Below are 20,651 nucleotides of genomic sequence, written 5' to 3' on the forward strand. Positions count from 1 at the left end.
CCTGCCGGATCACCTTCGGAATCTGCAGCGCACCACCGCCGTTGGTGGTCCAGCGGCCGGAAACCGTTCCGCCGGGCAGATACTCGGGTCGGAAGCGACCGTCGTGCACCCACTGCTCGAGCCAGGACCATCCGTTGGCGGTGTGCAGCCGGTAGAGCGATTTGTACTCCAGCAGCGGCGCGACGGCCGGGTGATCGACGCGCCGGAGCTCCCATTTCCGAGTGGAGGACAGCGTAATCCCTGCGCGCGCAAAGGCTTTGATGATGTCGTTGGGCAGGTCCGGCCGCACCCGTGTGCCGAACGCGCGCGACACCTCGTCGGCCAGCTCCGCCATCCGGCGCGGTTCCAGCCCGCCCGGAAAACGCTCACCGAGCAGTCGATCCAGCAACTCCCGGTGCACGTCCGCACGCCATGGAATGCCGGACAGCGACATCTCGGTCGCGACCAGCATGCCCGCCGACTCGGCGGCGACGAGCAGCCGCATCCGCTCCGGATGCTCGGCCTTCGCGGTCCTGACGAGTTGGTCCGCGTAGACCTCGAGCAGGGCGGTGAACTCGTCCGTTCCCGGCGGCAGCGGCACCCGGCCCGACTCGAACAGCGAGGGCTGGGTCTCGGCCGCCCGCGCGGGCGCGTCCGGCGGGACGGGCAGTCCGTGCAGCCGCGCGTAGGCCGCGGCCAGCGAGCGGGCCTGGCCCGACTGACCCTCCTCGTGCCCGATCAGCAGAGCCTCGGCGGCCTGCACGTCGTAGCAGCGCTCGACCCGGACCCCGGCCGCGAGCAGCGACCGGTAGATCTCCGCGGTCGACCGCCACACCCACCGCTCGACCTCGGGTCGCGAACGCACCGCCTCGGCGAGCGACGGTTCGCACAGCACCGGGCCCGCGGGGCGGCCGTCCTGATCCAGCGGGCACAGACGCGCGCCACCGTCGCCCGTCTCGACCACCGCCCATCGCATGCACGGAGTCTCGCACCGGGTACCGACAGAAACGCCGTCGGGCCTTACCAGCCTGGTCGGCCGCCGATCGGCACGTTGACGAAGCTCGGTGCGTTCGGGTCGAGCTCGAGATGCTGGGGCCGGAGACCGCTGTCGATCAGCATGGGCATGAGCGGCAGGCCCTTCGGGAGATTGCTCGCGAAGAGATCCACCCGCAGCCGGTGGCCGGGATGCAACACGGCATCGATCGAGGTGAGCCCGATGTCGAGGTCCGTCGGAACGCCGGGCACGACCGGTTGCCGGCTGCCGAGGGTCAGCCGCAGATAGGGTGCGGTCAGATCGCCGTTCGGGGAGCGCTCGCTCTGGTCGGGGTCGATGGCGCGCAGCGAGGCGGTGAGCTGGCCGGTCGCCAGTACGGTCGAGCGGCCGTCGGGGGCGACGTCGTTCACCGTGGCGGTCCAGTAGCCGTCGACGGCGTCGAGCACGGTGTTGAGGTGGACGTTCACCGGGCCGGAGAGCAGCGTCGGCTCGATGACGGGCGGGCTGGTGAAGGTGAGGCCGTTGAGTTCATGGGGGCGTGCGTCTTTCGCGCAGCCGGACAGGATCGAGGCCGCGCCGGCGGTCACGACGGCCGTGTCGTTGGAGCAGATACTCGTCACGCCCGGCGCGACGGTCAGTCGCCCCGGCGTGAAATCGGCGGTGGCGGTGAGGCTTCCGTCGTGGACGCTCGCGCCTGCGGTGCCGCTGGATTCGGCGCTGAGGTACATGCGCCGGTATTCGACTCCGGCGCGCGGGAATTGGTCGGTGCTCGTCCAGCCGCCGCCGATCTGCTTGCTGGTGACGGGCCCGTATCCGTCGATGCCGTTGTCGATGCCCTTGAGCCACTTGTCGAACCAGGCCCGCTGCAAGACATCCAGCCGCGGCGGGAAGCCCGGCTCGCCGAAGTCCGCGCCGACATTGATGTGGTAGGCGTTGTCCATCAGCAGCTGCTTCTGCCCGGGCGGCAGCGGAATCCGCTGGTACATCACGGGTTCGGTGTTGGTGAACACGTCGTGCCAGGCGCCGACGATGAAGGTCGGCGTGCGGATCCGGTCCGGATGCGAGAGCATGCCGTCGCGCAGCGGGCTGTGGTCGTCGAGCAGTGCGCGCACGCTGTCGGGCAGTTGGTCGACCTCGGGCACGGTGAGCGCGGCGAACAGCATGTCGAAGAACGTCATCGGGCTCGCGGCGCGGTCCGCCAGCCACTTCCAGTCCAACCGACCCTGCGCGATGGAGAGCAGGTCGGGCAGGAGCTTGCTCGCATTGACCCCGATCAGCCACGCGGGCACGAATCCGACCTGCAGCGCGCCGCCCGGTGCCAGAATGTCGCGCAGCAGATCGCTGCCGGGGACCACCGGGAATATCGCCTTCAGCGCGGGCGGCTGCTTGTCGGCGGCCTGGATCTGGTTGACCGCCGAGTACGAGACGCCGCTCATGCCGATATCGCCGGTGGACCAGGGCTGTTCGGCGGTCCAGTCGATCACCTCGAGGGTGTCGCGCTGCTCGCGCTCGCCGAAGAACTCCATCACGCCCTGAGAGAACCCGGTGCCGCGCACATCGACCACGACCTGGGTGTATCCGGATCGGATCAGGTTCCGGTCCACGGTAAGATTGCGTGGCAGGCCGGTGCCCCAGGCCTTGGTGAGATCGGTGAGGCCGTCCAAAGGTGTTCCGGTGAGGTCGAAGTCGCGGAACAGCTGGAGCAGGGCGTCGCCCACCACCGGAATCGACATGGCCGAATCCAGAATGTTCCACACCAGTTTGGTGTACGGGGTGAGGTTGAGGATGGTCGGCGTCGGCTCGCCGATCGGCGCGCCCGACGCGTCGGCGGGGCGATAGATGTTGGCCTTCAACACCGTTCCGTCGCTCATGGTGATCGGCACGTCCCAGTCGATGTACACGTTCGGGTAGCGCGGCGGTTCGTGGTAAGCGGCGGACCACGCCGCTCCTGCGTCGCCCGCGTCCGGAACCGATTGTGCAACAGGGGGATACGGCGCGGCAGAGAAGAACGCGGCGCAGACCGTAAAGAGCACGATAAGATAGCGAACGCCCATACCTGCGACTTTATGTGCGCTGCGTCACTGACGATAGGACCGAGCGCCGCGCAGTCCACAGCAGAATTGAGCGCTGCGGTCACTGCCGCGATGCCCGCTGGCGCGGTAGCAGGTGTGCATGGAATTCCTTTGCCGCACACCTTCAGACTTCCCGCATACCGACTCGTCGAGTTGGAATTCGTCGAATACCGTCTGGCCCACACGTTTGGTGATCCGTGCCGGATCACTCGCGCCATGCAGATGACACTCTGCGCGCCGTCATCGGCGCGCACCAGTTCGGCACCGCGTCGACCTCAACGCCGTGACACCGCGTCTGACCGAACGAGACGGCACTCGGCGTAACCCCGCACTCTCTTTCGGGATCCGCACCCTCTATGGGGCCCTAAAGCGAGTGCGGGCCCTGAGAGGGAGTGCGGGATTGGGTCGCGCCGGGATTCACTGTCGGTAGGTGACACTGCGAAGGGTCCACCCGCAGGTGGCTGTGTTCTTGATGTGGTGAGATTCGGCATGCATACGCTGTTGATACGCCATGTCGTAGGAGGGAAGCATGCGCATACGGGAGGGGCGGGTCGGGGACGTCTCGGCAGTGTTGGCGCTTGGTGACGAGGCCGTGGTGTGGTTGAACCGGCGCGGCAATACCGAGCAGTGGGGCTCGGCTCCGTGGACCGGAAATGAGCGGCGCGCGGCCATGATTCGCGAACACGCGACGGGCAGCGGGATGCGGGTCATGGAGGATGAGAACGGGTCGGTCGTCGGTGTATTGGTGATCACCGAGAAGCGGCAGGAATACGTGCCGGAGGTGGACGAGCGGGAGCTCTATGTCAATCTTCTGCTCACCTCGCGCAGGCACCGCGGCATCGGCGCCGCGCTGATGCGGCGCGCGATGGCGGAGGCCGCGGAGCGCGGGATCGATCTGCTGCGGGTGGATTGTTTCGCTGGTGGTGATGGCGCCTTGGTCAAGGTCTACGAGAGCTATGGGTTCTCTCCAGTGCAGGAGATCACCGTCGGAACGTGGCCCGGTATGGTGCTCGCGATGCGGTTGTCGGAGCAGCCCCGATAGGACGGCTCACCGACACTCGTCAAAACCACTGCTGCGCTGCGTGTTTCGAGCACACGCCGACAGATCGACCGTTCGCGGGATGTGCGGATCCCCTTGTAAAGACTTCTTTCTAAAGATATCTTTATATGGTGGCTGACCAGCAACTGCCCGACTCCATCGAGCTGACCGACCCGCGAGCCTTGCGCGCCTACGCGCATCCGACGAGGTTGGCGCTGGTCGGGCTGCTGCGCCGCGAAGGTCCGATGACGGCCACGCGGGCCGCGGACGCTATCGGTGAGAGCGTGGCCAGTTGCTCCTTTCACCTACGCCAGCTGGCGAAGTACGGGCTGGTGGAGGAGGCGGGGGGTGGGCGGGGGCGGGAGAAACCGTGGCGGGCGACGGCGATGGTCACGACCTGGGAGGTCGGGAGTCCGGACCCGGCGGCCACGGAGGCGCTCGAATTGGCTGTCGCCGAAAGGTATTTCGAGCTCATGGCGCGCTGGATCCAGACACGCGCCGAGGAGCCCGCCGTGTGGCAGGAGGCCGCCCGGTTCGGCGACACGGTACTGCCTCTGACGGCAGCGGAGCTACGCGATCTGGGTGTGAAACTCCAGGAGTTGATGCGGCCGTATCTGGAACGAATCGATGACCCGAGCAAGCGCCCCGCGCACGCGAGGCCGGTTGCGTTGTTGCAGTTGGCTTTTCCGGTGGACACCACCGGCAGGTCCACCGAGTAGCACCCATGCCTGCCGACGCCCCGCTGCACCAACCGAGCAGGCTCGTCCCAGAACTTCTGCGAGAGGTGGATTTCCGCCGCTACTGGACCGGCCAGACGATTGCGAGCCTCGGCGATCAGGTTTCGTATCTGGTGATTCCTCTAGTGGCGGTGGTCGTCACACACGCCGACGCCGCACAGATGGGCTATCTCACAGCGGCGATGTGGCTGCCGCACTTGCTCTTCGGACTGCACGCCGGAGTCTGGGCGGACCGCCGCGCCCATCGCCGCCGGGTGATGATCGCCGCGGATCTGGGTCGTTGCGCGCTCATGGCCAGCATCCCGCTGGCCTTCCTCGTCGACGGACTGACCCTCACTCAGCTTTACGTCGTGGCCTTCGCCGCGGGCACGCTCTCCGTCCTCTTCGACGTATGCAACGCACCGCTGTTTCCCACCCTCGTTGCGCCGCAACGATATATCGCGGCCAACTCGCTCATCAGCGGCAGCCGCGCCATGTCGCAGATCGCCGGCCCCGGCATCGGCGGTGTCCTGGTGCACATACTGTCCGCGCCGTTCGCCCTGCTCGCCGACGCGACTTCGTTCGCCGTCTCCGCACTTACTCTGTCCCGCATAGCACCTACTGAACCGCCCGCACAGCGACCGGCGCGCGGCCAGCTCGCCGAGGGCTGCCGGTTCATCGCGCGGTCACCGATCATGCGCGCCTCCCTCGCCGCCACCGCCACGGTCAACTTCTTCACCTTCGTGGTGGCCGCGGAGTTCGTCCTCTACGCCACCACCGTCCTGAACGTCGAATCAGGCATGCTCGGAATGGTTTTGAGCGCCGGCGCGCTCGGCGGGGTACTGGGAGCGTTCTCCGCGGGCCCGCTCGCCCGACGCATCGGCGTCGGTCCGACGCTCCTGATCGGCTGCGTCGCCTTCCCCGCACCGATGCTGTTGATTCCGGCCGCGCACGGCACCGATGCCGTCGCGCTGCTCACCGCCGCCGAGTTCGGGCCCGGCGTGGGCGTCATGTGGCTGGACGTGGCGGTGGCTTCCCTCTGCACCGCCGTCACCCCGAATGCCTTGCGCTCCCGCGTGTCCGGCGCGTACCGCACCGTCAACTTCGGTGCCCGCCCGCTCGGCTCGCTGGCGGGCGGCGCGCTGGCGAGCATCATCGGCTTACGCCCCACCCTGTGGGCGGCCGTCCTCGGCGCGCTCACGGCATGCCTCTGGCTGCTCCCCTCCCCCATCCCGCGCCTGCGCGCGCTGCCCACCCGATAGCGCCCACATCAACACAGTGCGGGCTCCCGCACCAACGGCTCGGGCAGATCGTCGGCGTGAATGACGCGGAGACTGCTGACCGCTCGGGTGAGCGCGACATAAAGCCGTTGCAGCCCACGCTCTTCCGACTCGGCGATGCGCGCGGGCTCGACGACCAGCACGGTGTCGAACTCGAGCCCCTTCGCGAGGGTGACGGGAACCAGGCTCAGGCGGACCGAGTCGATGCCCGTCTCGTCGGTGCCCAGAATGACGTGCCCCAGCCCGTTTTCGGTGAGGAGCCGATGCAACTCCGGTATGTCGCGGTCGGCGGCGATGAGCCCGACGGACCCTTCCTCGGTCAGCGCGCGGGCGCACGCCCCGACGATCGTCCCCGACATCTGCTCCGTCGCCGCCCGGGTGATCACCAGCGCATCGGCGGACTGCCGATACGAGGCGGGCCCGCGCAACTCCGGGGCGATATGCGGGAGCAGTCGGGCCGCGTAGTCGATCACCTGCGCCGGAACACGATAGCCCCGAGTCAGTTCCTCGATCTGCCCGTCCGGCCGACCGAGGTGGCCGAGGACCGCGGCCCAGTCCTCGGCGGCCGAGGGACTGGTGGCCTGGGCCAGGTCGCCGAGGACGGTGCAGGCGCCCGCGACGCGACGGCCGATCGCGCGAATCTGCATGGGGCTCAGGTCCTGAGCCTCGTCGACCACGATGTGACCGAGCTTCGCCGGGCGCTCGATCATGGCCGCCGCCTCATCGATCAGCGCGAGATCGGAACTGGCCCAGCGCATCCCCTTGGGACCGCGTGGACGCGGCCGGACGAGAACAGCGAGCTGCTCCTCGGCGGAGAGCAGTCCATCGGCCGCGCGGGCGAGCAGGTCAGAGTCGGTGAGCAGCTCGAAAACCGCGCGCACGGCATCGGTCTCGGGCCACATACGCTGAACGGCGCTGACAATCGCCCGGTTTCGCCTCAGCTGAGTCGGTGTGCTCGCGGTGACCGAGTGCCCGCCGCGCTCCATCTGACGCACCACGAGCAAAGCCAGTCGCTGAGCGAGCAATTCGCTACCGCCGCGGTAGTCGGTCCCCCGCTCCCGCACCGCCGCCAGCTCGTCGGCGATCTCGTCGGAGTACAGGTGCCAGGTGCGTTGCAGATGCTTCACCCGCACGGTCTCCTCGACCGGCCGGATGCGCGACCACAGGTGCCGCCGGATGACCTCCGCCATCCGGGCATCGCCCTTGATCCGTTGCGCCCCTGGGTCTTCGGCGCGCGTGACCGCGACGCCCGCGTCGGTGAGCTCGTCGATCGTGGTCTGCAACACCTCGACCTCACCCAGAGCGGGCAGCACGTTGCGGACATAGGCGAGAAACGCGCGGTTCGGCCCGATGACGGCCACGCCACCCTCCCGCCGCAGCCGCTCCCGCTCGGTGAACAGCAGATACGCCAGCCGGTGCAGCCCGACGGCGGTCTTTCCGGTGCCCGGCGCGCCCTGGACACACAGGGTCCGCTCCAGCGGCGCACGCACGAGGCTCATCTGCTCGGGCTGGATCGTGGCCACGATGTCGCGCATCGGCCCCTTGCGTGGCCGCTCGATCTCCGCGGCCAGCAGATCACCGCCGTCGGCTTGCGCGAAACGCTCATCAAGCGATTCGTCCTCGAAGGCGGTCAGCTCGCCGCCGTGGTCGAAGCCGAACCGGCGGCGCACCCGCACCCGCATCGGCTCCTGAGCACTCGCCTCGTAAAAGGCGCGCGAGAGTGGGGCGCGCCAGTCGATGACCATGAGCTCGCCGGCCTCGTCGCTGACACCGCGGCGGCCGATGTAGACACGATCGCTGTCCGGTGCGTCGGAAGGCGAACCGAGAGAACGGATTTCGTCGTAGACGTCACCCAACGGGAAGTCCAGGCGGCCGAAGAACAGCGGCACGTCGTCGAGGCCGGACAGCTCCTCGATCTGCTTCTTGTGGAACTGACGCGCCGCGAAGTTCTGCATCTTGTCGAACGCGTCGCCCTCGCCCTTGCCCGTCGCGAGCGCGGTGACGGCCTCCTCCCGCATGCGCGCGAGGGCCGCTCGGCAGGCGCTCAGATAGTCGCGTTCGACCCGAATCTCGGGCTCGACCTGGGCGTCATCTCTTCGGTGCATAGTCGATCAACCCCCTCCGTGAAGCGAAAAAGCTTAACTCGGTCAACTATATAACCAGGGCAATTTGTAGGCCAAATCAATTTTGACTAGCCTGACGCCATGGAGGAACCCGGACTGCGTGAGCGCAAGAAGCGCCGCACGCGCGAGGCGATCGCGGAGGCGGCCTTCGCCCTGTTCCGGGAGTCGGGCTTCGACGGCGTCTCGGTCGCCGATATCGCGGCCGCCGCCGAGGTGTCCAAGCCGACCCTGTTCGCCTACTTCCCCACCAAGGAAGATCTCGTCCTGCGCCGATTCATCAACGGCGGCAGGGGATCCGCGGCCGTCGTCCGCGAGCGTCCGCCCGGCACCTCCGCGCTGCGCGCCCTCCGACAGCACTTCCTCGACCTGCTCGCCGAGCGCAATCCGCTCACCGGACTCAACGACGGTCCCGAGGCCGTCACCTTTCACAACCTGCTTTACTCGACGCCCGCCCTGATGGCCCACCTGGCCGGTTACATGGTCGACCAGGAACGCGACCTCGCCGCCGCCCTGCTCGACGCCGGCGAACCGAACGACGAATTCACCGCCCACCTCGTCGCCGCGCAGGTCTTCGGCGCCCAGCGCGTCCTTACTTTCCACAATGCCCAGGCGATCCGCTCCGGCCGGAGCGCCGACGACACCTACCCCGCGGCCGTGCACCGCGCCGAGACCGCGTTCGACCTCCTGGAACAAGGCAGCAAACGCTGACGTCTCCGACTTTCGACAGAGAGACAAGTACCGCTGCGAGATGATGTGCGCGGCGCGGGCCTTGACCAGACTGGATCGCACGCCACGCACCAGCGGGGCGGTATCGAACGAGGCGAGGAGTACAGGTGACGCAGCAGCAGTGGCATGGCACGGTGGTCAAGAAATCGCGGGGTCTGCTCGACGGATCGAACCTCTATCGCCGGCTGTTCGTCCGGCTCGACGACGGGAGCACGGTGAAGATCCGGGTGAACAAAGCGCTGTGGAATTCGCTGCAAGAGGGCGACTCGCTGACCAAGCGCGACGGCGCCGACCCGGTCAAAGACTGACATGACCGACGCCGCGGGCCGCACGATCACCGTGCTGATCGCCGACGATCAGGCCCTGGTGCGCACCGGGCTGCGGATGATCTTGGAGACCCGGGCGGACTGCCGGATCGTCGGCGAGGCGGCCGACGGCGCGGACGCGGTCCGGCTCGCCGAGGAGACCAGGCCCGATATCGTCCTGATGGATCTGCGGATGCCCGGCGTCGACGGTATCGAGGCGACGCGGCGACTCGCGCTGTCACCGCACCGGCCGTCGGTGATCGCGCTGACCACGTTCGACGAGGACGAGCTGCTCTACGCGGCGTTACGAGCCGGCGCGTCCGGTTTCCTGCTGAAGGACGCCCGGCCGGCCGAACTGGTCGACGCCGTGCGCGTGGTGGCGGGCGGCGACGCGCTGCTCGCGCCCCGGGTGACCCGCCGTCTGCTCGACCGTTTCGTCGCCGAGACCCGCGGCGAACGCGAGCGAACTCCGCGACTGGCCGACCTCACGAGCCGCGAGGTCGACGTTCTCACGCTGATCGCGCAGGCGGCCTCCAACGCCGAGATCGCGACCAAGCTCGCCGTCACCGAAGGCACGGTCAAAACCCACGTCTCGGCCATTCTGCGCAAGCTCGAGCTCCGCGATCGGGTGCAGGCCGTGGTGCTCGCCTACGATCTCGGCCTGGTCCGGCCCCGGCCGTCGGGCGTCGACTGATCCACCGGACCGGTAGCGTCGGCGGCGTGCCGGATCTGTTCGAGACGCGGTTGTCGCGGCGGTGGCGGGCGCTGCTGGTGGCGGGCACGCTCGCGGCGGTCGCGGCGATGATGCTCGCGGTGCCGCAGACCACCCCGCTCGGTCGCCTCGCGCTGATCGCGCTGGCGACAGCGCAGGTGGCCGTGGTCTGGTGGATGGATCGCAGACCGCTCTGGGTCGCCATGGCCTCGCTCGTCATCGGTGCGGCGCTGGAACTACTGCACGTGCCGTCGGGGCCCGGCGTCTCCCTGTTCGTCCTGACGACCCTCGCCTGGCTGAGCCCGGCCCGCACCTCGCTGTGGGGACTCGCGGCGGCCGTCGGACTGTTCACGGCCGCACTCGGCGCCACGGACCGATGGCCGCAGGCCCTGCTCTGGTCCGGCGCCGCGCTCCTGGCGTGGAGCTGGGGCGCGCTCGGCCGGGCCAGATCGGCCCGGCGCGAGTCCGAGGCTCGACGAATGGTGTTGCAGGAGCGCGCCAGGATCACCCGCGAACTGCACGACGTGCTCGCGCACACCGTCTCGCTGATGGTGTTGCAGGCGGCCGCCGCCAACGACGTGTTCGACAGCCACCCCGAGCAGGCGAGGTCGGCCGTCGAAGCGGTGGAAACCGTTGGGCGACAAGCGCTCGACGAGATACGACGACTGCTCGGCGCGATCGACGGCGACCGGCACCACGCCGCGCCCGCGCCCGACCTCGCCGACCTGGACAGGCTGGCCGAGTCGATCTCGAAGGCCGGGGTCGAGGTGACCGTGCACCGGCACGGCGACATCGACGTCGCACCGGTGGTCGCGGAGGCCGCGTACCGCATCGCGCAGGAGTCGCTGACCAACGTCGTGCGCCACGCCGGAGCCGGACGGGCGACGATCGACCTCCGAATCACCAAGGGAGAGTTGACCTTGACGATCACCGATCCCGGCGGTGGCGGCGTCCGGCACGACCACGGGAGCGGCCGAGGCCTCGACGGCATGCGGGAACGGGCGACGCGATTGGGCGGTCGCCTCGACGCAGGCCCGACGCGCGAGGGTGGTTTCCGCGTCGAAGCCCGGCTGCCGGTCAACGGCCACCGCTAGCGGTGGTGCCAGCACCACCGGAAAGAAGGGTGTCTGCCGTCTGGGCGGCGCACCGCGCTTCTCGTAGCGTGGCTGCGTCGGCAGCAGAAGGGAAACAACTTGCGCATCAGGGTTTCTGATCGATCGTTGGCCATCGCGGTGGCAACCGGAGCAGTGGTGGTCGCGCTGGCCGCCGCGTGCGACTCCGGGGGAACGGATCACGCCGAGCCCGCCGCCGAGCCTGGCCGCGCGAAAATCGTTGCCGCGCTGCACGATTTGATCTCGGTGGATCGCCTGCCCGGCGCACAGGTCGTGCGCACCGAGCACGGCAAGGCCTGGACCGCGACGGCGGGCGTCGGCGACCTCGAGCGGGGCACACCCTTCCAGGACAACGCTCGGGTCCGAATAGCCAGCAATACCAAGACTTTCGTGGCGACGGTCATGCTGCAATTGGCGGCCGAGGGCAAGGTCGAGCTCGACGCGCCGGTGGAGCGATACCTGCCCGGCGTGGTCCACGGACCCGGCATCGACGGGAACAGAATCACCATCCGAAACCTCTTGCAGCACACCAGCGGCATCCCTGAGTACGCCGCAGAATTCGGTACAACGCCGAAACCGGGCCAGATCGATACCCACGATGAGCGGATCCGTTGGGGCAGAACGGATATCGCCGAGGTGGTGCGCAATGCCCTCACCGCGCCCGCCGATTTCGAGCCCGGCGCGCGGTGGACCTACTCGAACACCAACTACGCCCTCGCCGGGATGGTGCTCGAGAAGATCACCGGCTTCTCGATCGGCGCCGAGATCACCCACCGCATCATCGATCGCCTCGGCCTGCCGGACACCTACTATCCGGACGCCGACGAGGTCGACATCCGCGGGCCACACCCCCGCGGCTACGCCCGAATCGACGGCAAGCTGGTCGATTACACCGAACAGAACGTCACGTCGGCGGGCGCGGCGGGCGCGATGGTGTCGAGCGGCGCGGACCTCAACCGCTTCCTCAACGCCCTCCTCGGCGGCGAACTGCTGCCTCCCGCACAGCTCGAGGAGATGAAACGTACTGTCCCCCTGGGAATCGAGGGCCAGTCAGCCAGTTACGGTCTCGGCCTGCTCGCCAATCCGCTCTCGTGCGGCACGGTCGGCTGGGGCCACGGCGGCGATATCGACGGCTTCGAGACCCGCGGCGGCGCGACGGACGACGGGCGCGCCGTCACCGTGAGCGTCAACCAGGTCCCCGAAAGCGGTGAGACCACAGGCCATCTCAACGCGATAGTCGATCTCGCACTCTGCGCCGGCTCCTGATGCGCGCCGGGCAAGGAACTCCGAAGTGCTCACCGTGATCGTTCGCCCGCCGCCAGCAGCGCGTGAGCCAATGCGCGGCAACGCTTTCCGAGCTCCGGCGGGTCGAGGACCTCGAACTCGTGCCCGAGCAGCAGCACGTGCATGAGCACCGGGTCGAGGCTGGTATCGGCGCCGCTGACGATTTCGCAGTGCGCACTGCCGTGCGCTCGCACGACCGCCGCGGACGCCGGAACCTGCGTGCGCACCACCTCCGCGGGCGCGTGCACCAGAAAACGCGCCTGATGCTTGTACACCCGGCTCGCGACGCCCTCCTGCACGTAGTCCGCCGCGTCGGGCGCGGCGCGCGGGCGGAAGCGCCAGGTTCGCGCGGACACCTCGGTCATCCGGTCGACACGGAAGCTGCGCCAGTCGTCGCGATCCAGGTCGAAGGCGAGCAGATACCAGCGCCGATCGGAGGCGACCAGCCGATACGGCTCGACTCGCCGCCGCCGCACTCCGTCCTTGGACGGGTAGTCGAACCCCGCCTCGACCTCGTCGCGGCAGGTCCGCGCCAAGGTCATGAGCGTGTCCGGATCCACCGGGGCGCGCCCGCCCGCGAAGGACTCCACGGACTCCGACAGCGCGCGCACCTCGTGCCGTAGCCGGGTGGGCAGCACCCGATCGAGCTTGGTCAGCGCTCGCAGCGCGGCGTCGCCCGCCCCGGCCACCGCGTTGCCCGCGCCGACGAGCAGCGCGACCGCGGTCGCGATCGCCTCGTCGTCGTCGAGCAGCAGCGGCGGCAGATCGGGACCCGGTCCGAGTTGATAGCCGCCGCCGACGCCCTGCGCCGCGTGCACCTGATATCCGAGCGTGCGCAGCCGCTCGACATCGCGGCGCACCGTGCGCGGCGTGACGCCGAGCCGATCGGCGAGTTCCGGTCCCGTCCAGATCTGGCGCTGTTGCAGCAGTCCGAGCAGGGTGAGCACCCGTTCGGTCGTGTCTCGGTCGTCTCCCTGTGCCATATCTTCCTCCCTATCGACAATAGCGGACCGATTCTGTCCGCTAGGGGTGTCAGGGTGAGCGCATGGACGAATTCGATTGGACCCGAACGCTGCGCGAGCAGTTCGAGTACCACTGGAACCACCAGCTCAGGGCACGTCTCGCCGGCCTCACCGACGAGGAGTACTTCTGGTCCCCGGTGCCGAACGCGTGGAGCGTGCGGCCGCGCGGCACGTCGACCGCGCCGGTGCAGGGCGGCAGCGGCGCGATGACCATCGAGTTCGCGCTTCCCGAACCGGATCCCGCGCCCTTCACCACGATCGCCTGGCGCCTCGGTCACGTGATCGTCGGCGTTCTCGCCGCGCGCAACGCGATCCACTTCGGCGCGCCCCCGGCGTCCTACGAGACCTGGGAGTACGCCGAGAACGCGGCGACCGCGCTCGACCAGCTCGATACCGAGGTCGACCGCTGGCTGACGGGGGTGCGCGGCCTCGGCGAGGCGCGGCTGCGCACCTCGATGGGCGAGCGCGAACCCCACCCCGAGCTCGCCATGGCCGACCTGGTGCTACACATCCATCGGGAACTGATCCACCACCTGTCCGAGGTCTGCCTGCTGCGCGACCTCTACCTGCACACGAACGGAGCGCCGCGATGAGCCGCCGAGTCCAGATCACCTTCGACGCACACGACCCGCGGGCGCTGTCGGCCTTCTGGCGCGATGTCCTCGACTATGTCGTCCCCGGCCCGCCGGGGGTCGACCTGCCCGACGGCGCCGATCCGTTCGCCGCGTGGGAGGAGTTCCTCGCGCGTGTCGGCGTGCCGGAGAGCGAGCGCAATGCGCGATCGGCCATCGAGGACCCCGAGGGCGTGGGCCCCCGGCTGTTCTTCCAGCAGGTGCCCGAGGACAAGGTCGCCAAAAACCGTGTCCACCTCGATGTCCGGGCCGCACCCGGATTGCAGGGCGAGCAGCGGATGGCGGCGCTCGAGGCCGAGTGCGAGCGGCTCGTCGCGCTCGGCGCCACCCGCGTGCATCGCGCGGAGCCCGCTCCCCCGATGAGCTTCGGGCACATCGTGATGACCGATCCCGAGGGCAACGAGTTCTGTCTCGATTGATCGGGCGGGCGCCGCGGCGGGAGGGGAGCCGCGGCGCATCCGCTACGACTCGACGCTGAGCCGCATCTCACGCATCAGCAGGGCCGGGGACAGGCCGAAGGTCGTGTCGCACACGCGGGCGAACTGCGCGTCGTCGAAGAAGCCCGCCGCGTGCGCCGCGTCGGTGAGGCTGTGGCCGAGCGCTATTCGATCGATGGCCCGGCTCATCCGCAGCCAGCGCACGTAGGGCCGGAACGCGAGCCCGATCTCCTCCGAGAACAGGTGGGAGAGCCTGCTTTCGGACACGCCGACGGCACAGGCCGTCTCCCGCAACCGAACCGGGCCCGCCTCGATGAGCTCGGGCAGCAGGCGCAGCGCCGAGGCGAGCGCGGGGTGACGCACGTTCGACCGCGCGTACGGCAATCCGTCTGCCCACCACTCGTCGTCGCCGAGGTCCTCGACCAGCGCGCTGCCCGCCGCCACCCACGCGGCCGCGCAGCGCGAGCGCCCCAGCGAGCGGCACAGCTCGACGCCGTCCTCGGATTCCGCTGCTAAATGGACCATTTCGCCGTTCGCCACGCCCCGCGGGACCGCGTGCGCGACGTCGGCGGGTATCACCGCGGCCCGGCACGGGACTTTCGTGCCCGCGGCATCCGACACGACGAACTCGCCTTGCCGGGCGATCAAGACCTGAACCGAGTGATGGGCGTGCATTCTCGCCGGAGACAATCCGCCGCGGTAGGACAGAACACCCGGCCGGATAGTCATTTCACCAAAGCATGACAAAGCTTCATCCCCCTCGGATGAAACCCTAACCGCCGCACCCATGTCAGGGTTCTCAATCGGACGACTCTGTGACCCTCAACAGTACTCTTTTTTCTCCCAAAGCTTTTCGGCGCGTGCGCAATCGGATCGACCGGTGATTGCTCGCGCACGAGGCGACGCACCCGATGCAGGGCGGCGGCCCCGCTTGTCGGCACGGATGGACAGGCCGGCCCGGAATTACCCGGACCAAGTCATCGTCGTCGCTGGTGAGGAGTAATAATAAACCGGTGACCGAGACTGTTTCAGCCACCAGTGAGGGCCAACCGACCCTGGCGCAGATCGCCGAGGGCAGCCCCTACCTGATCGGGACCTTCCGGTTCTGGTTCGACGACCAACGCTGGGAATGGTCCGATCAGGTCGCCGAACTCCACGGCTATCAACCCGGCACCGTCACGCCGACCACGGAACTGTTACTCGCGCACAAACACCCCGACGACCGCGACACCGTCGCGGAGACCCTGGCCGCCGCCGTGCGCCGCGGTGAGCCGTTCTGCTCGCGACACCGCATCATCGACACCACCGGGACCATGCACCACGTCCTGGTCGTCGGCGACCGCCTGCACGACGACACCGGCGCCACCGCCGGCACCGCCGGTTACTACGTCGATTTGACCGCGGGGCTCGACCAGAACAAGCGCGAGGCCCTCGACGCCGCCCTGCCCGAGTTCGTCGAGGCCCGCGCGGTGATCGAGCAGGCCAAAGGCGTGCTGATGTTCGTCTACGGCATCAACGCCGAGCAGGCCTTCCGCGTCCTGCAGTGGCGCTCGCAGGAGACCAACACCAAATTGCGCGTGCTCGCCGGCAAACTCATCGGCGTGATCGACGCCTTCGACGGCGCACCGGTCAAGGTGCGCACCCAGTTCGACCACCTCTTGCTCACCGTGCACGAGCACCCTGACCCGAAGCCGGAGCAGTGACCGCGCGGTTCTTCGCTCGGCTTTTGCTGACCGGTCGGCTTGACCCTGACGCTGCGTCAGGGTTGCACCCTTGTCGCATGAGCAACGACATCGTCTCCGCACCGCCGGTCGGCGGGTTTCAAGAAATCGACGGACGACGCATCTTCGCGCATCGCTCGGGCAGCGGCGGCCCTGCCGTGGTGTTCCTGCCGGGCGCGAGCGCGGTGGGTCTGGACTATTTCGGTGTGCAACAAGAGGTTTCGCGGTTCACCACGGCGGTGGTGTACGACCGGGGCGGGACGGGTTACAGCGATTTCCTGCCGCTGCCGCGCACCGCCGCCGCGGTGGCGACGGAGCTGCACGACCTGCTGCGTGCCCAGAACATCACCGGCCCTTATGTTCTCGCGGCGCACTCGCTCGGCGCGTTCTATGCGTATCGGTTCGCGCAGTTGTACCCGGGTGAGGTGGCGGGGCTGGTCTGGCTGGACGGTTTGCACCGCGACTGGGACGAATTCATGCCGCCCGCAGCGAGTCTGGCCGAGGCGGAGCGGCTGGCGCCCGACGTGACGCAGCTTGTCCACATGCACCCGGCCATTCGCGAGATGAGTGAAGAGCTTTACGCGGACTACCCGGAGCCCGTGCGGCAGGCGTTGATCGAGGCCAAGGTGAGCGAGGAATGGCTGCGCGTCGGCGTCGGCGAGCGCACCGGGCTGGCCGACCTCGCCGCCGAACTGCGGGACGGGCCGAGCCTGCCCGACGTTCCGGTGGTCGCCCTGAGCGTGCTGGGCAACGACGCCGCCGAACAGGAGCGGCACGACGGCCGGACGAGAATGGACGCCGCCCTGGTCGCCGAGGTCTCGCACGGGGAACAGCGCCTCATCACCGACACCTTCCATCACCGCCTCTGCTTCGACCGCCCCGACGCGGTGGTCCAGGCGATCCGCGATGTCCTCGACCGGGCGGCCGACCACTAGACTCATGCACGTTTCACAACAGACGCGAGGAGGACGGTGCTCAAGATCGGCCAGCTGGCGGCGACCGCCGGCGTGAGCGTGCGCACCGTTCGGCACTACCACCAGGTCGGCCTGCTCCCCGAGCCGGAGCGCGACGCCTCCGGCTACCGCCGCTACCGCGCGCAGGCGGCGGTGGACCTCATCCGGATCAGAACCCTCGCCGACGCCGGCGTCCCGCTGGCCCGCATCGACGCCCTGCTGCACGCTCAGCCCGCCGAGTTCGCCTCGGCCATCGTGGACATCGACGCCGAACTGCGCCGCAAGATCGACCAGCTCGGCGAATACCGAAGCAGGATAGCCCAATTGGCCGGCGGCGAGAGCCTCGTCCTGCCGCCCGAGGTGGTCGCCGTCCTGAACCGGATGCGCGGCCTCGGCATCGGCGAACGCAGGATTCAACTGGAACGCGACGCGTGGATCCTCATGCGCGCCTTGGATCCTCAGGCCGTGCCGCAGCGGGTACGGGAGAAGAACGCCGCCTTCGACGACCCCGAGACGACGCGGCTGTATCTGGCGTGCGATCAAGCGGTGGACTGGGATCCGAACGACCCACGCCTGGATCGGCTCATCGATGAGCTGGACGCGTGGGAGATCGCGTACGAGCGGGAGAGCGGGCCGCCGAGGTCGTCGAAGCTGGTCTCCTCGCGGATTTCCGAGGCCTCGCCGGCCTGGCAGCGCATCCTCGACGCGCTGAACCATCGCGCTCTTCAACGTCGAAATGCGCTGGCCGACAACTGATCAGGGCACCACGACGAGTTTGCCCGCGGCCGCGTCGCTCTCCATGTATCGATGGGCCTCGACGAGGTCTTCCAGAGCGAAGACGCGGTCCACAGTGGGGCGATAGACCCCGGCCTCCACCGCGCGCACAATCCGCTGCAAGACCGGCGCGCCCGCGCTGCCTTTCGCATTGTCGCTGTGGAAAGCCGTGAGCTTGGTGCCGGACGGGATACGCGCTATCGGCTCGAAGTCCGGGATCAACCAGCCGCTGAGCGAGCCAGCCACGCAGACCGTTCCGCCACGGCGGACCAGGCGCAGCGAGTCCACCGCCGTGCTCGCGCCCACCAGGTCCAGCACATAGTTCGGGCCGTCGGGCCAGATCGCGCGCACGTCGGCCGTCAGGGAGCCGGCATCAATGAGCGCGTGGTCGGCGCCGGCGGCGGTCAATGCGCCGATTTTGTTGTGCTGCCGGGTGGTTGCGGCGATCTCGAGGCCGTACCCGGACGCGATAGAGGCGGCCGCCAGCCCTACCGATGACGTACCGCCTCGAATCAGCAAGCGGGACTGGGTGTTCGGCGCTACCTGCATAGCCTCCAACGCGCCATATGCCGTCAAGTACGTCTCGGGCAGTGCGGCCAGCACCTCCCACGACAGGGTCGTGGTGAGCGGCATCAGCAGTGCGTTCGGCAGCAAGGCGTATTCGGCGTAGCCGCCGTCGAACTCGCGGCCCATCTCCCCCATCACCGCGGCGACGGTCGTGCCATCCGGCAGGGCGGGATCGGTGGAGACCGCCACGGTGCCAGCGCATTCGATCCCGAGCACCCGCGGGAACCGCACGTTCGGCGAATGTCCCTGGCGGGTCCGCAGTTCCGATCGGTTCAAGCCCGCGGCTCGTATTCGCACCAGGCTCCAGCCCGGCCGCACCGCCGGGATCGGGAGCTCACGGATCTCCAGCACCTCCGGACCGCCGGGGCGGACACAGACCGCCGCTCGCATCGTCGGATTGCTCGAATGTAGGTCGTCACGCATGCCTTCACTCTCGCCGGGACGCGGGGCGGCCGACCACCGATAGAATGCCAACTTATGCTCGTCGGCCGCCAACCTTCCCGCGCCGATTCGGTGGTGTGGCCCGCCGGCGGCGCACACCTGCGGTCGCCGGGCGAGACGAGCTCGATGCACGCCCATCCCCGTGGGCATTTGGTCTACGCGGCCCGCGGCGTCCTGTCGGTGCGCACCGAGCGCGGCACCTCGATCGTGCCGGCCAACCGCATCGCGTGGACGCCCGCTGGTTTCGCGCACGCGCACCGCGCGCACGGCCACACCGATATGCGCATCGTCTTCCTGCCTGCATCGCTGGCCCGGCTCGCGCCCGCACACCCCGCGGTGTTCGCGGCCTCCGACCTCGCGCGCGAAATCCTGCTCAGCCTTACCGACCCGCGCGGGCATGAGCAGGCGCCGAGCGAGCACCAGCGCGCGGCGCGCGTCCGTCTCCGCCGAGTCCTCGTCGACGAACTCCACGAGGCCCCCGAGCAGCCACTTCAGCTGCCGGAACCGCGCGACGACCGCCTGCGCGCCATCGCCGAGCTGCTGTATCGGGAGCCCGCGAACAACACCTCCCTCGCCGAACTCGGGCGCGCGATCGGGGCCAGCCCGCGCACGCTGAGCCGCCTGTTCCACCACGAACTCGGCATGACCTTCTACGAGTGGCGCACCCAACTCCGCGTCCACCACGCCCTCATCCTGCTCGCCGAGGGCCACGACACCACCCGCGTCGCGCACGCCTGCGGATGGGCGAACCCAAGCAGCTTCATCACGGCCTTCAGCGCCCTCGTCGGCACCACGCCCGGCCGCCACCGCGCCACCCGCTGACCCCCGCTTGGCCACCTTCGCCGAAATGCCCGACGCCCGAGCGACATTGGGCCGCCTCATCCTGGATGCCGACAATACGTTCGTCCCCGTCGTCACGGCCGAGGCGCTGCTCCGAAAATAGGGTGTGCGGTGGGGTCCGTCGGGTTAGCATTGGGCTCGTGCCACACCGTTAGGTTTCTCCTCGCCGCTTCTACCTGGTCACCCGGGCCGATCTCGCACCGGGGGCGCAGGTCGCGCAGGCGGTTCACGCCGCGCTCGATTTCGCCGTCGCTTATCCCGAGTTGGTCGTCGACTGGCATGCCGCCTCGAATGTTCTGGTGGTGCTCAGCGCGCCGGATGAACTAGCCCTCGGCTGGTTGTGCGGCGATGCCGCGGCGGCCGGGTATCGGCTGGCCCGAGTGCATGAGCCGGATCTCGGCGGTGCGCTGACGGCTGCCGCGTTCGAGCCGGCGGCCCGGCGACTGGTCGCCCACCTTCCTCTCACCTTCGCCGAACGAGGGGAGGTGAGAACATGACTGATTCCATCGACATTCAGCAGAGCGACTTGCGCGCCCAGCTGGTCGAGCTCGCCGCCGAGCGGGACGCGTTGCGCGCCCAGCTCGCCTGGGACCTGCCGACGGCCACGCGCTGGCTGCAGCGCAAGGTGTGGCGGCAGAAAACCGCGCTCGACGTGCTGAACCGCCGCGTCGTCACGCAACGGTTCGTGCTGCGCACGCTCGACGAGCTCGGGCGATCGCTGACGGCCGAGGAGTACCGCGCCGCCAGGGCCGCGGTCGCGAATGCCCGACTGCGGGACCGAATCGACGACCCGGACGCGGCCTGATCGGCCATGATGGGGTGGCCGGCAGCGAGGGGAGCCGGTCACCCCCCATCGGTCCCAGATGCTCGACGGCCGAGCACCCGCCTCTAAAGCGGTCTTCAGCGGGTTCGACTCCCGCCT

General features: G+C 68.9%; 21 protein-coding genes and 1 pseudogene. 16 read left to right on the forward strand and 6 right to left on the reverse strand.

Features of this window, described 5'->3' with window-relative positions; genetic code table 11:
• Together ON39_RS37725 and ON39_RS37730 are read right to left on the reverse strand one after the other, a co-directional pair.
• Nucleotides 1–955, reverse strand: a pseudogene (locus tag ON39_RS37725) (bifunctional 3'-5' exonuclease/DNA polymerase); the annotation flags it as partial.
• A gap of 44 nt (nucleotides 956–999) precedes the next feature.
• On the reverse strand, nucleotides 1,000–3,027 hold the full coding sequence (locus ON39_RS37730; RefSeq protein ID WP_040741348.1) for a CocE/NonD family hydrolase: 2,028 nt from the start codon (nucleotides 3,025–3,027) through the stop codon (nucleotides 1,000–1,002).
• 547 nt (nucleotides 3,028–3,574) lie between these two features.
• On the opposite strand from ON39_RS37730, the gene ON39_RS37735 reads away from it, so the two are divergent.
• From ON39_RS37735 to ON39_RS37745, 3 genes are all read left to right on the forward strand, one after another.
• Nucleotides 3,575–4,087 (forward strand): GNAT family N-acetyltransferase, encoded by a 513-nt coding sequence (locus tag ON39_RS37735; RefSeq protein WP_040741350.1) that lies wholly within the window; start codon nucleotides 3,575–3,577, stop codon nucleotides 4,085–4,087.
• 128 nt (nucleotides 4,088–4,215) lie between these two features.
• Nucleotides 4,216–4,803, forward strand: coding sequence for a winged helix-turn-helix domain-containing protein (locus ON39_RS37740; RefSeq protein WP_211336392.1), 588 nt, complete (start codon nucleotides 4,216–4,218; stop codon nucleotides 4,801–4,803).
• Nucleotides 4,804–4,808: 5 nt separating this feature from the next.
• Nucleotides 4,809–6,062: an MFS transporter gene (locus ON39_RS37745; RefSeq protein ID WP_051187611.1), complete on the forward strand. Its 1,254-nt coding sequence runs from the start codon at nucleotides 4,809–4,811 to the stop codon at nucleotides 6,060–6,062.
• A gap of 8 nt (nucleotides 6,063–6,070) precedes the next feature.
• Here the strand turns inward: ON39_RS37745 and ON39_RS37750 are convergent, their stop codons facing one another.
• A complete protein-coding gene (locus ON39_RS37750; protein ID WP_040741354.1) occupies nucleotides 6,071–8,185 on the reverse strand; it encodes a HelD family protein in 2,115 nt (704 codons plus the stop codon).
• Nucleotides 8,186–8,284: 99 nt separating this feature from the next.
• Between ON39_RS37750 and ON39_RS37755 the strand changes: the two genes are divergently transcribed.
• The 5 genes from ON39_RS37755 to ON39_RS37775 all read left to right on the forward strand — a co-directional run bounded on the left by ON39_RS37755 (nucleotide 8,285) and on the right by ON39_RS37775 (nucleotide 12,324).
• On the forward strand, nucleotides 8,285–8,911 hold the full coding sequence (locus ON39_RS37755) for a TetR/AcrR family transcriptional regulator (protein WP_040741355.1): 627 nt from the start codon (nucleotides 8,285–8,287) through the stop codon (nucleotides 8,909–8,911).
• Between the two features lie 125 nt (nucleotides 8,912–9,036).
• Nucleotides 9,037–9,237: a DUF7489 domain-containing protein gene (locus ON39_RS37760; RefSeq protein WP_040741356.1), complete on the forward strand. Its 201-nt coding sequence runs from the start codon at nucleotides 9,037–9,039 to the stop codon at nucleotides 9,235–9,237.
• 1 nt (nucleotide 9,238) lies between these two features.
• On the forward strand, nucleotides 9,239–9,928 hold the full coding sequence (locus tag ON39_RS37765; RefSeq protein ID WP_040741357.1) for a response regulator: 690 nt from the start codon (nucleotides 9,239–9,241) through the stop codon (nucleotides 9,926–9,928).
• Between the two features lie 26 nt (nucleotides 9,929–9,954).
• Entirely contained in the window at nucleotides 9,955–11,040 is a 1,086-nt protein-coding gene (locus ON39_RS37770; protein WP_040741359.1) for a sensor histidine kinase, read from the forward strand.
• Nucleotides 11,041–11,178: 138 nt separating this feature from the next.
• Complete coding sequence (locus tag ON39_RS37775) at nucleotides 11,179–12,324, forward strand: serine hydrolase domain-containing protein (protein ID WP_246003054.1); 1,146 nt, start codon at nucleotides 11,179–11,181, stop codon at nucleotides 12,322–12,324.
• A gap of 29 nt (nucleotides 12,325–12,353) precedes the next feature.
• On the opposite strand, the gene ON39_RS37780 is transcribed toward ON39_RS37775, so the two are convergent.
• Nucleotides 12,354–13,325 (reverse strand): helix-turn-helix transcriptional regulator, encoded by a 972-nt coding sequence (locus ON39_RS37780; RefSeq protein WP_040741363.1) that lies wholly within the window; start codon nucleotides 13,323–13,325, stop codon nucleotides 12,354–12,356.
• Between the two features lie 62 nt (nucleotides 13,326–13,387).
• Here ON39_RS37780 and ON39_RS37785 point away from each other — a divergent pair, with 62 nt between their 5' ends.
• Nucleotides 13,388–13,957, forward strand: coding sequence for a DinB family protein (locus ON39_RS37785; protein ID WP_040741365.1), 570 nt, complete (start codon nucleotides 13,388–13,390; stop codon nucleotides 13,955–13,957).
• Entirely contained in the window at nucleotides 13,954–14,415 is a 462-nt protein-coding gene (locus ON39_RS37790) for a VOC family protein (protein ID WP_040741366.1), read from the forward strand. Before ON39_RS37785 ends, ON39_RS37790 begins: the two co-directional genes overlap by 4 nt.
• A 42-nt stretch (nucleotides 14,416–14,457) precedes the next feature.
• On the opposite strand, the gene ON39_RS37795 is transcribed toward ON39_RS37790, so the two are convergent.
• Nucleotides 14,458–15,162 (reverse strand): helix-turn-helix transcriptional regulator, encoded by a 705-nt coding sequence (locus ON39_RS37795; RefSeq protein ID WP_040741367.1) that lies wholly within the window; start codon nucleotides 15,160–15,162, stop codon nucleotides 14,458–14,460.
• A gap of 284 nt (nucleotides 15,163–15,446) precedes the next feature.
• Between ON39_RS37795 and ON39_RS37800 the strand changes: the two genes are divergently transcribed.
• The 3 genes from ON39_RS37800 to ON39_RS37810 all read left to right on the forward strand — a co-directional run bounded on the left by ON39_RS37800 (nucleotide 15,447) and on the right by ON39_RS37810 (nucleotide 17,863).
• A complete protein-coding gene (locus ON39_RS37800) occupies nucleotides 15,447–16,136 on the forward strand; it encodes a PAS and ANTAR domain-containing protein (RefSeq protein ID WP_373283769.1) in 690 nt (229 codons plus the stop codon).
• Between the two features lie 77 nt (nucleotides 16,137–16,213).
• Entirely contained in the window at nucleotides 16,214–17,089 is an 876-nt protein-coding gene (locus ON39_RS37805; protein WP_040741371.1) for an alpha/beta fold hydrolase, read from the forward strand.
• 36 nt (nucleotides 17,090–17,125) lie between these two features.
• Entirely contained in the window at nucleotides 17,126–17,863 is a 738-nt protein-coding gene (locus tag ON39_RS37810) for a MerR family transcriptional regulator (RefSeq protein WP_040741374.1), read from the forward strand.
• Here the strand turns inward: ON39_RS37810 and ON39_RS37815 are convergent, their stop codons facing one another.
• Nucleotides 17,864–18,943, reverse strand: a complete 1,080-nt coding sequence (locus tag ON39_RS37815) for a zinc-binding dehydrogenase (RefSeq protein WP_211336391.1) — start codon at nucleotides 18,941–18,943, stop codon at nucleotides 17,864–17,866.
• Between ON39_RS37815 and ON39_RS37820 the strand changes: the two genes are divergently transcribed.
• The 3 genes from ON39_RS37820 (at nucleotide 18,926) to ON39_RS37830 (ending at nucleotide 20,534) form a co-directional block, all read left to right on the forward strand.
• On the forward strand, nucleotides 18,926–19,711 hold the full coding sequence (locus ON39_RS37820; protein WP_051187614.1) for an AraC family transcriptional regulator: 786 nt from the start codon (nucleotides 18,926–18,928) through the stop codon (nucleotides 19,709–19,711). The two genes, ON39_RS37815 and ON39_RS37820, sit on opposite strands and share 18 nt — an antisense overlap.
• 194 nt (nucleotides 19,712–19,905) lie before the next feature.
• Nucleotides 19,906–20,226 (forward strand): hypothetical protein, encoded by a 321-nt coding sequence (locus ON39_RS51595; RefSeq protein WP_373283770.1) that lies wholly within the window; start codon nucleotides 19,906–19,908, stop codon nucleotides 20,224–20,226.
• A complete protein-coding gene (locus ON39_RS37830; RefSeq protein ID WP_040741376.1) occupies nucleotides 20,223–20,534 on the forward strand; it encodes a hypothetical protein in 312 nt (103 codons plus the stop codon). Before ON39_RS51595 ends, ON39_RS37830 begins: the two co-directional genes overlap by 4 nt.
• Nucleotides 20,535–20,651 lie beyond the last annotated feature (117 nt).

Origin of the sequence: Nocardia tenerifensis NBRC 101015 (assembly GCF_000308715.1) — a bacterium.
Taxonomy (GTDB): Bacteria; Actinomycetota; Actinomycetes; order Mycobacteriales; family Mycobacteriaceae; genus Nocardia; species Nocardia tenerifensis.

What these genes read in the sequence shown, in the direction of transcription:
- ON39_RS37730 (WP_040741348.1), bottom strand. Translation starts at nt 3,027, where the DNA reads ATGGGCGTTCGCTATCTTATCGTGCTCTTTACGGTCTGCGCCGCGTTC.
- ON39_RS37735 (WP_040741350.1), top strand. Translation starts at nt 3,575, where the DNA reads ATGCGCATACGGGAGGGGCGGGTCGGGGACGTCTCGGCAGTGTTGGCG.
- ON39_RS37745 (WP_051187611.1), top strand. Translation starts at nt 4,809, where the DNA reads ATGCCTGCCGACGCCCCGCTGCACCAACCGAGCAGGCTCGTCCCAGAA.
- ON39_RS37750 (WP_040741354.1), bottom strand. Translation starts at nt 8,185, where the DNA reads ATGCACCGAAGAGATGACGCCCAGGTCGAGCCCGAGATTCGGGTCGAA.
- ON39_RS37755 (WP_040741355.1), top strand. Translation starts at nt 8,285, where the DNA reads ATGGAGGAACCCGGACTGCGTGAGCGCAAGAAGCGCCGCACGCGCGAG.
- ON39_RS37765 (WP_040741357.1), top strand. Translation starts at nt 9,239, where the DNA reads ATGACCGACGCCGCGGGCCGCACGATCACCGTGCTGATCGCCGACGAT.
- ON39_RS37780 (WP_040741363.1), bottom strand. Translation starts at nt 13,325, where the DNA reads ATGGCACAGGGAGACGACCGAGACACGACCGAACGGGTGCTCACCCTG.
- ON39_RS37785 (WP_040741365.1), top strand. Translation starts at nt 13,388, where the DNA reads ATGGACGAATTCGATTGGACCCGAACGCTGCGCGAGCAGTTCGAGTAC.
- ON39_RS37790 (WP_040741366.1), top strand. Translation starts at nt 13,954, where the DNA reads ATGAGCCGCCGAGTCCAGATCACCTTCGACGCACACGACCCGCGGGCG.
- ON39_RS37795 (WP_040741367.1), bottom strand. Translation starts at nt 15,162, where the DNA reads ATGACTATCCGGCCGGGTGTTCTGTCCTACCGCGGCGGATTGTCTCCG.
- ON39_RS37805 (WP_040741371.1), top strand. Translation starts at nt 16,214, where the DNA reads ATGAGCAACGACATCGTCTCCGCACCGCCGGTCGGCGGGTTTCAAGAA.
- ON39_RS37820 (WP_051187614.1), top strand. Translation starts at nt 18,926, where the DNA reads ATGCTCGTCGGCCGCCAACCTTCCCGCGCCGATTCGGTGGTGTGGCCC.
- ON39_RS37830 (WP_040741376.1), top strand. Translation starts at nt 20,223, where the DNA reads ATGACTGATTCCATCGACATTCAGCAGAGCGACTTGCGCGCCCAGCTG.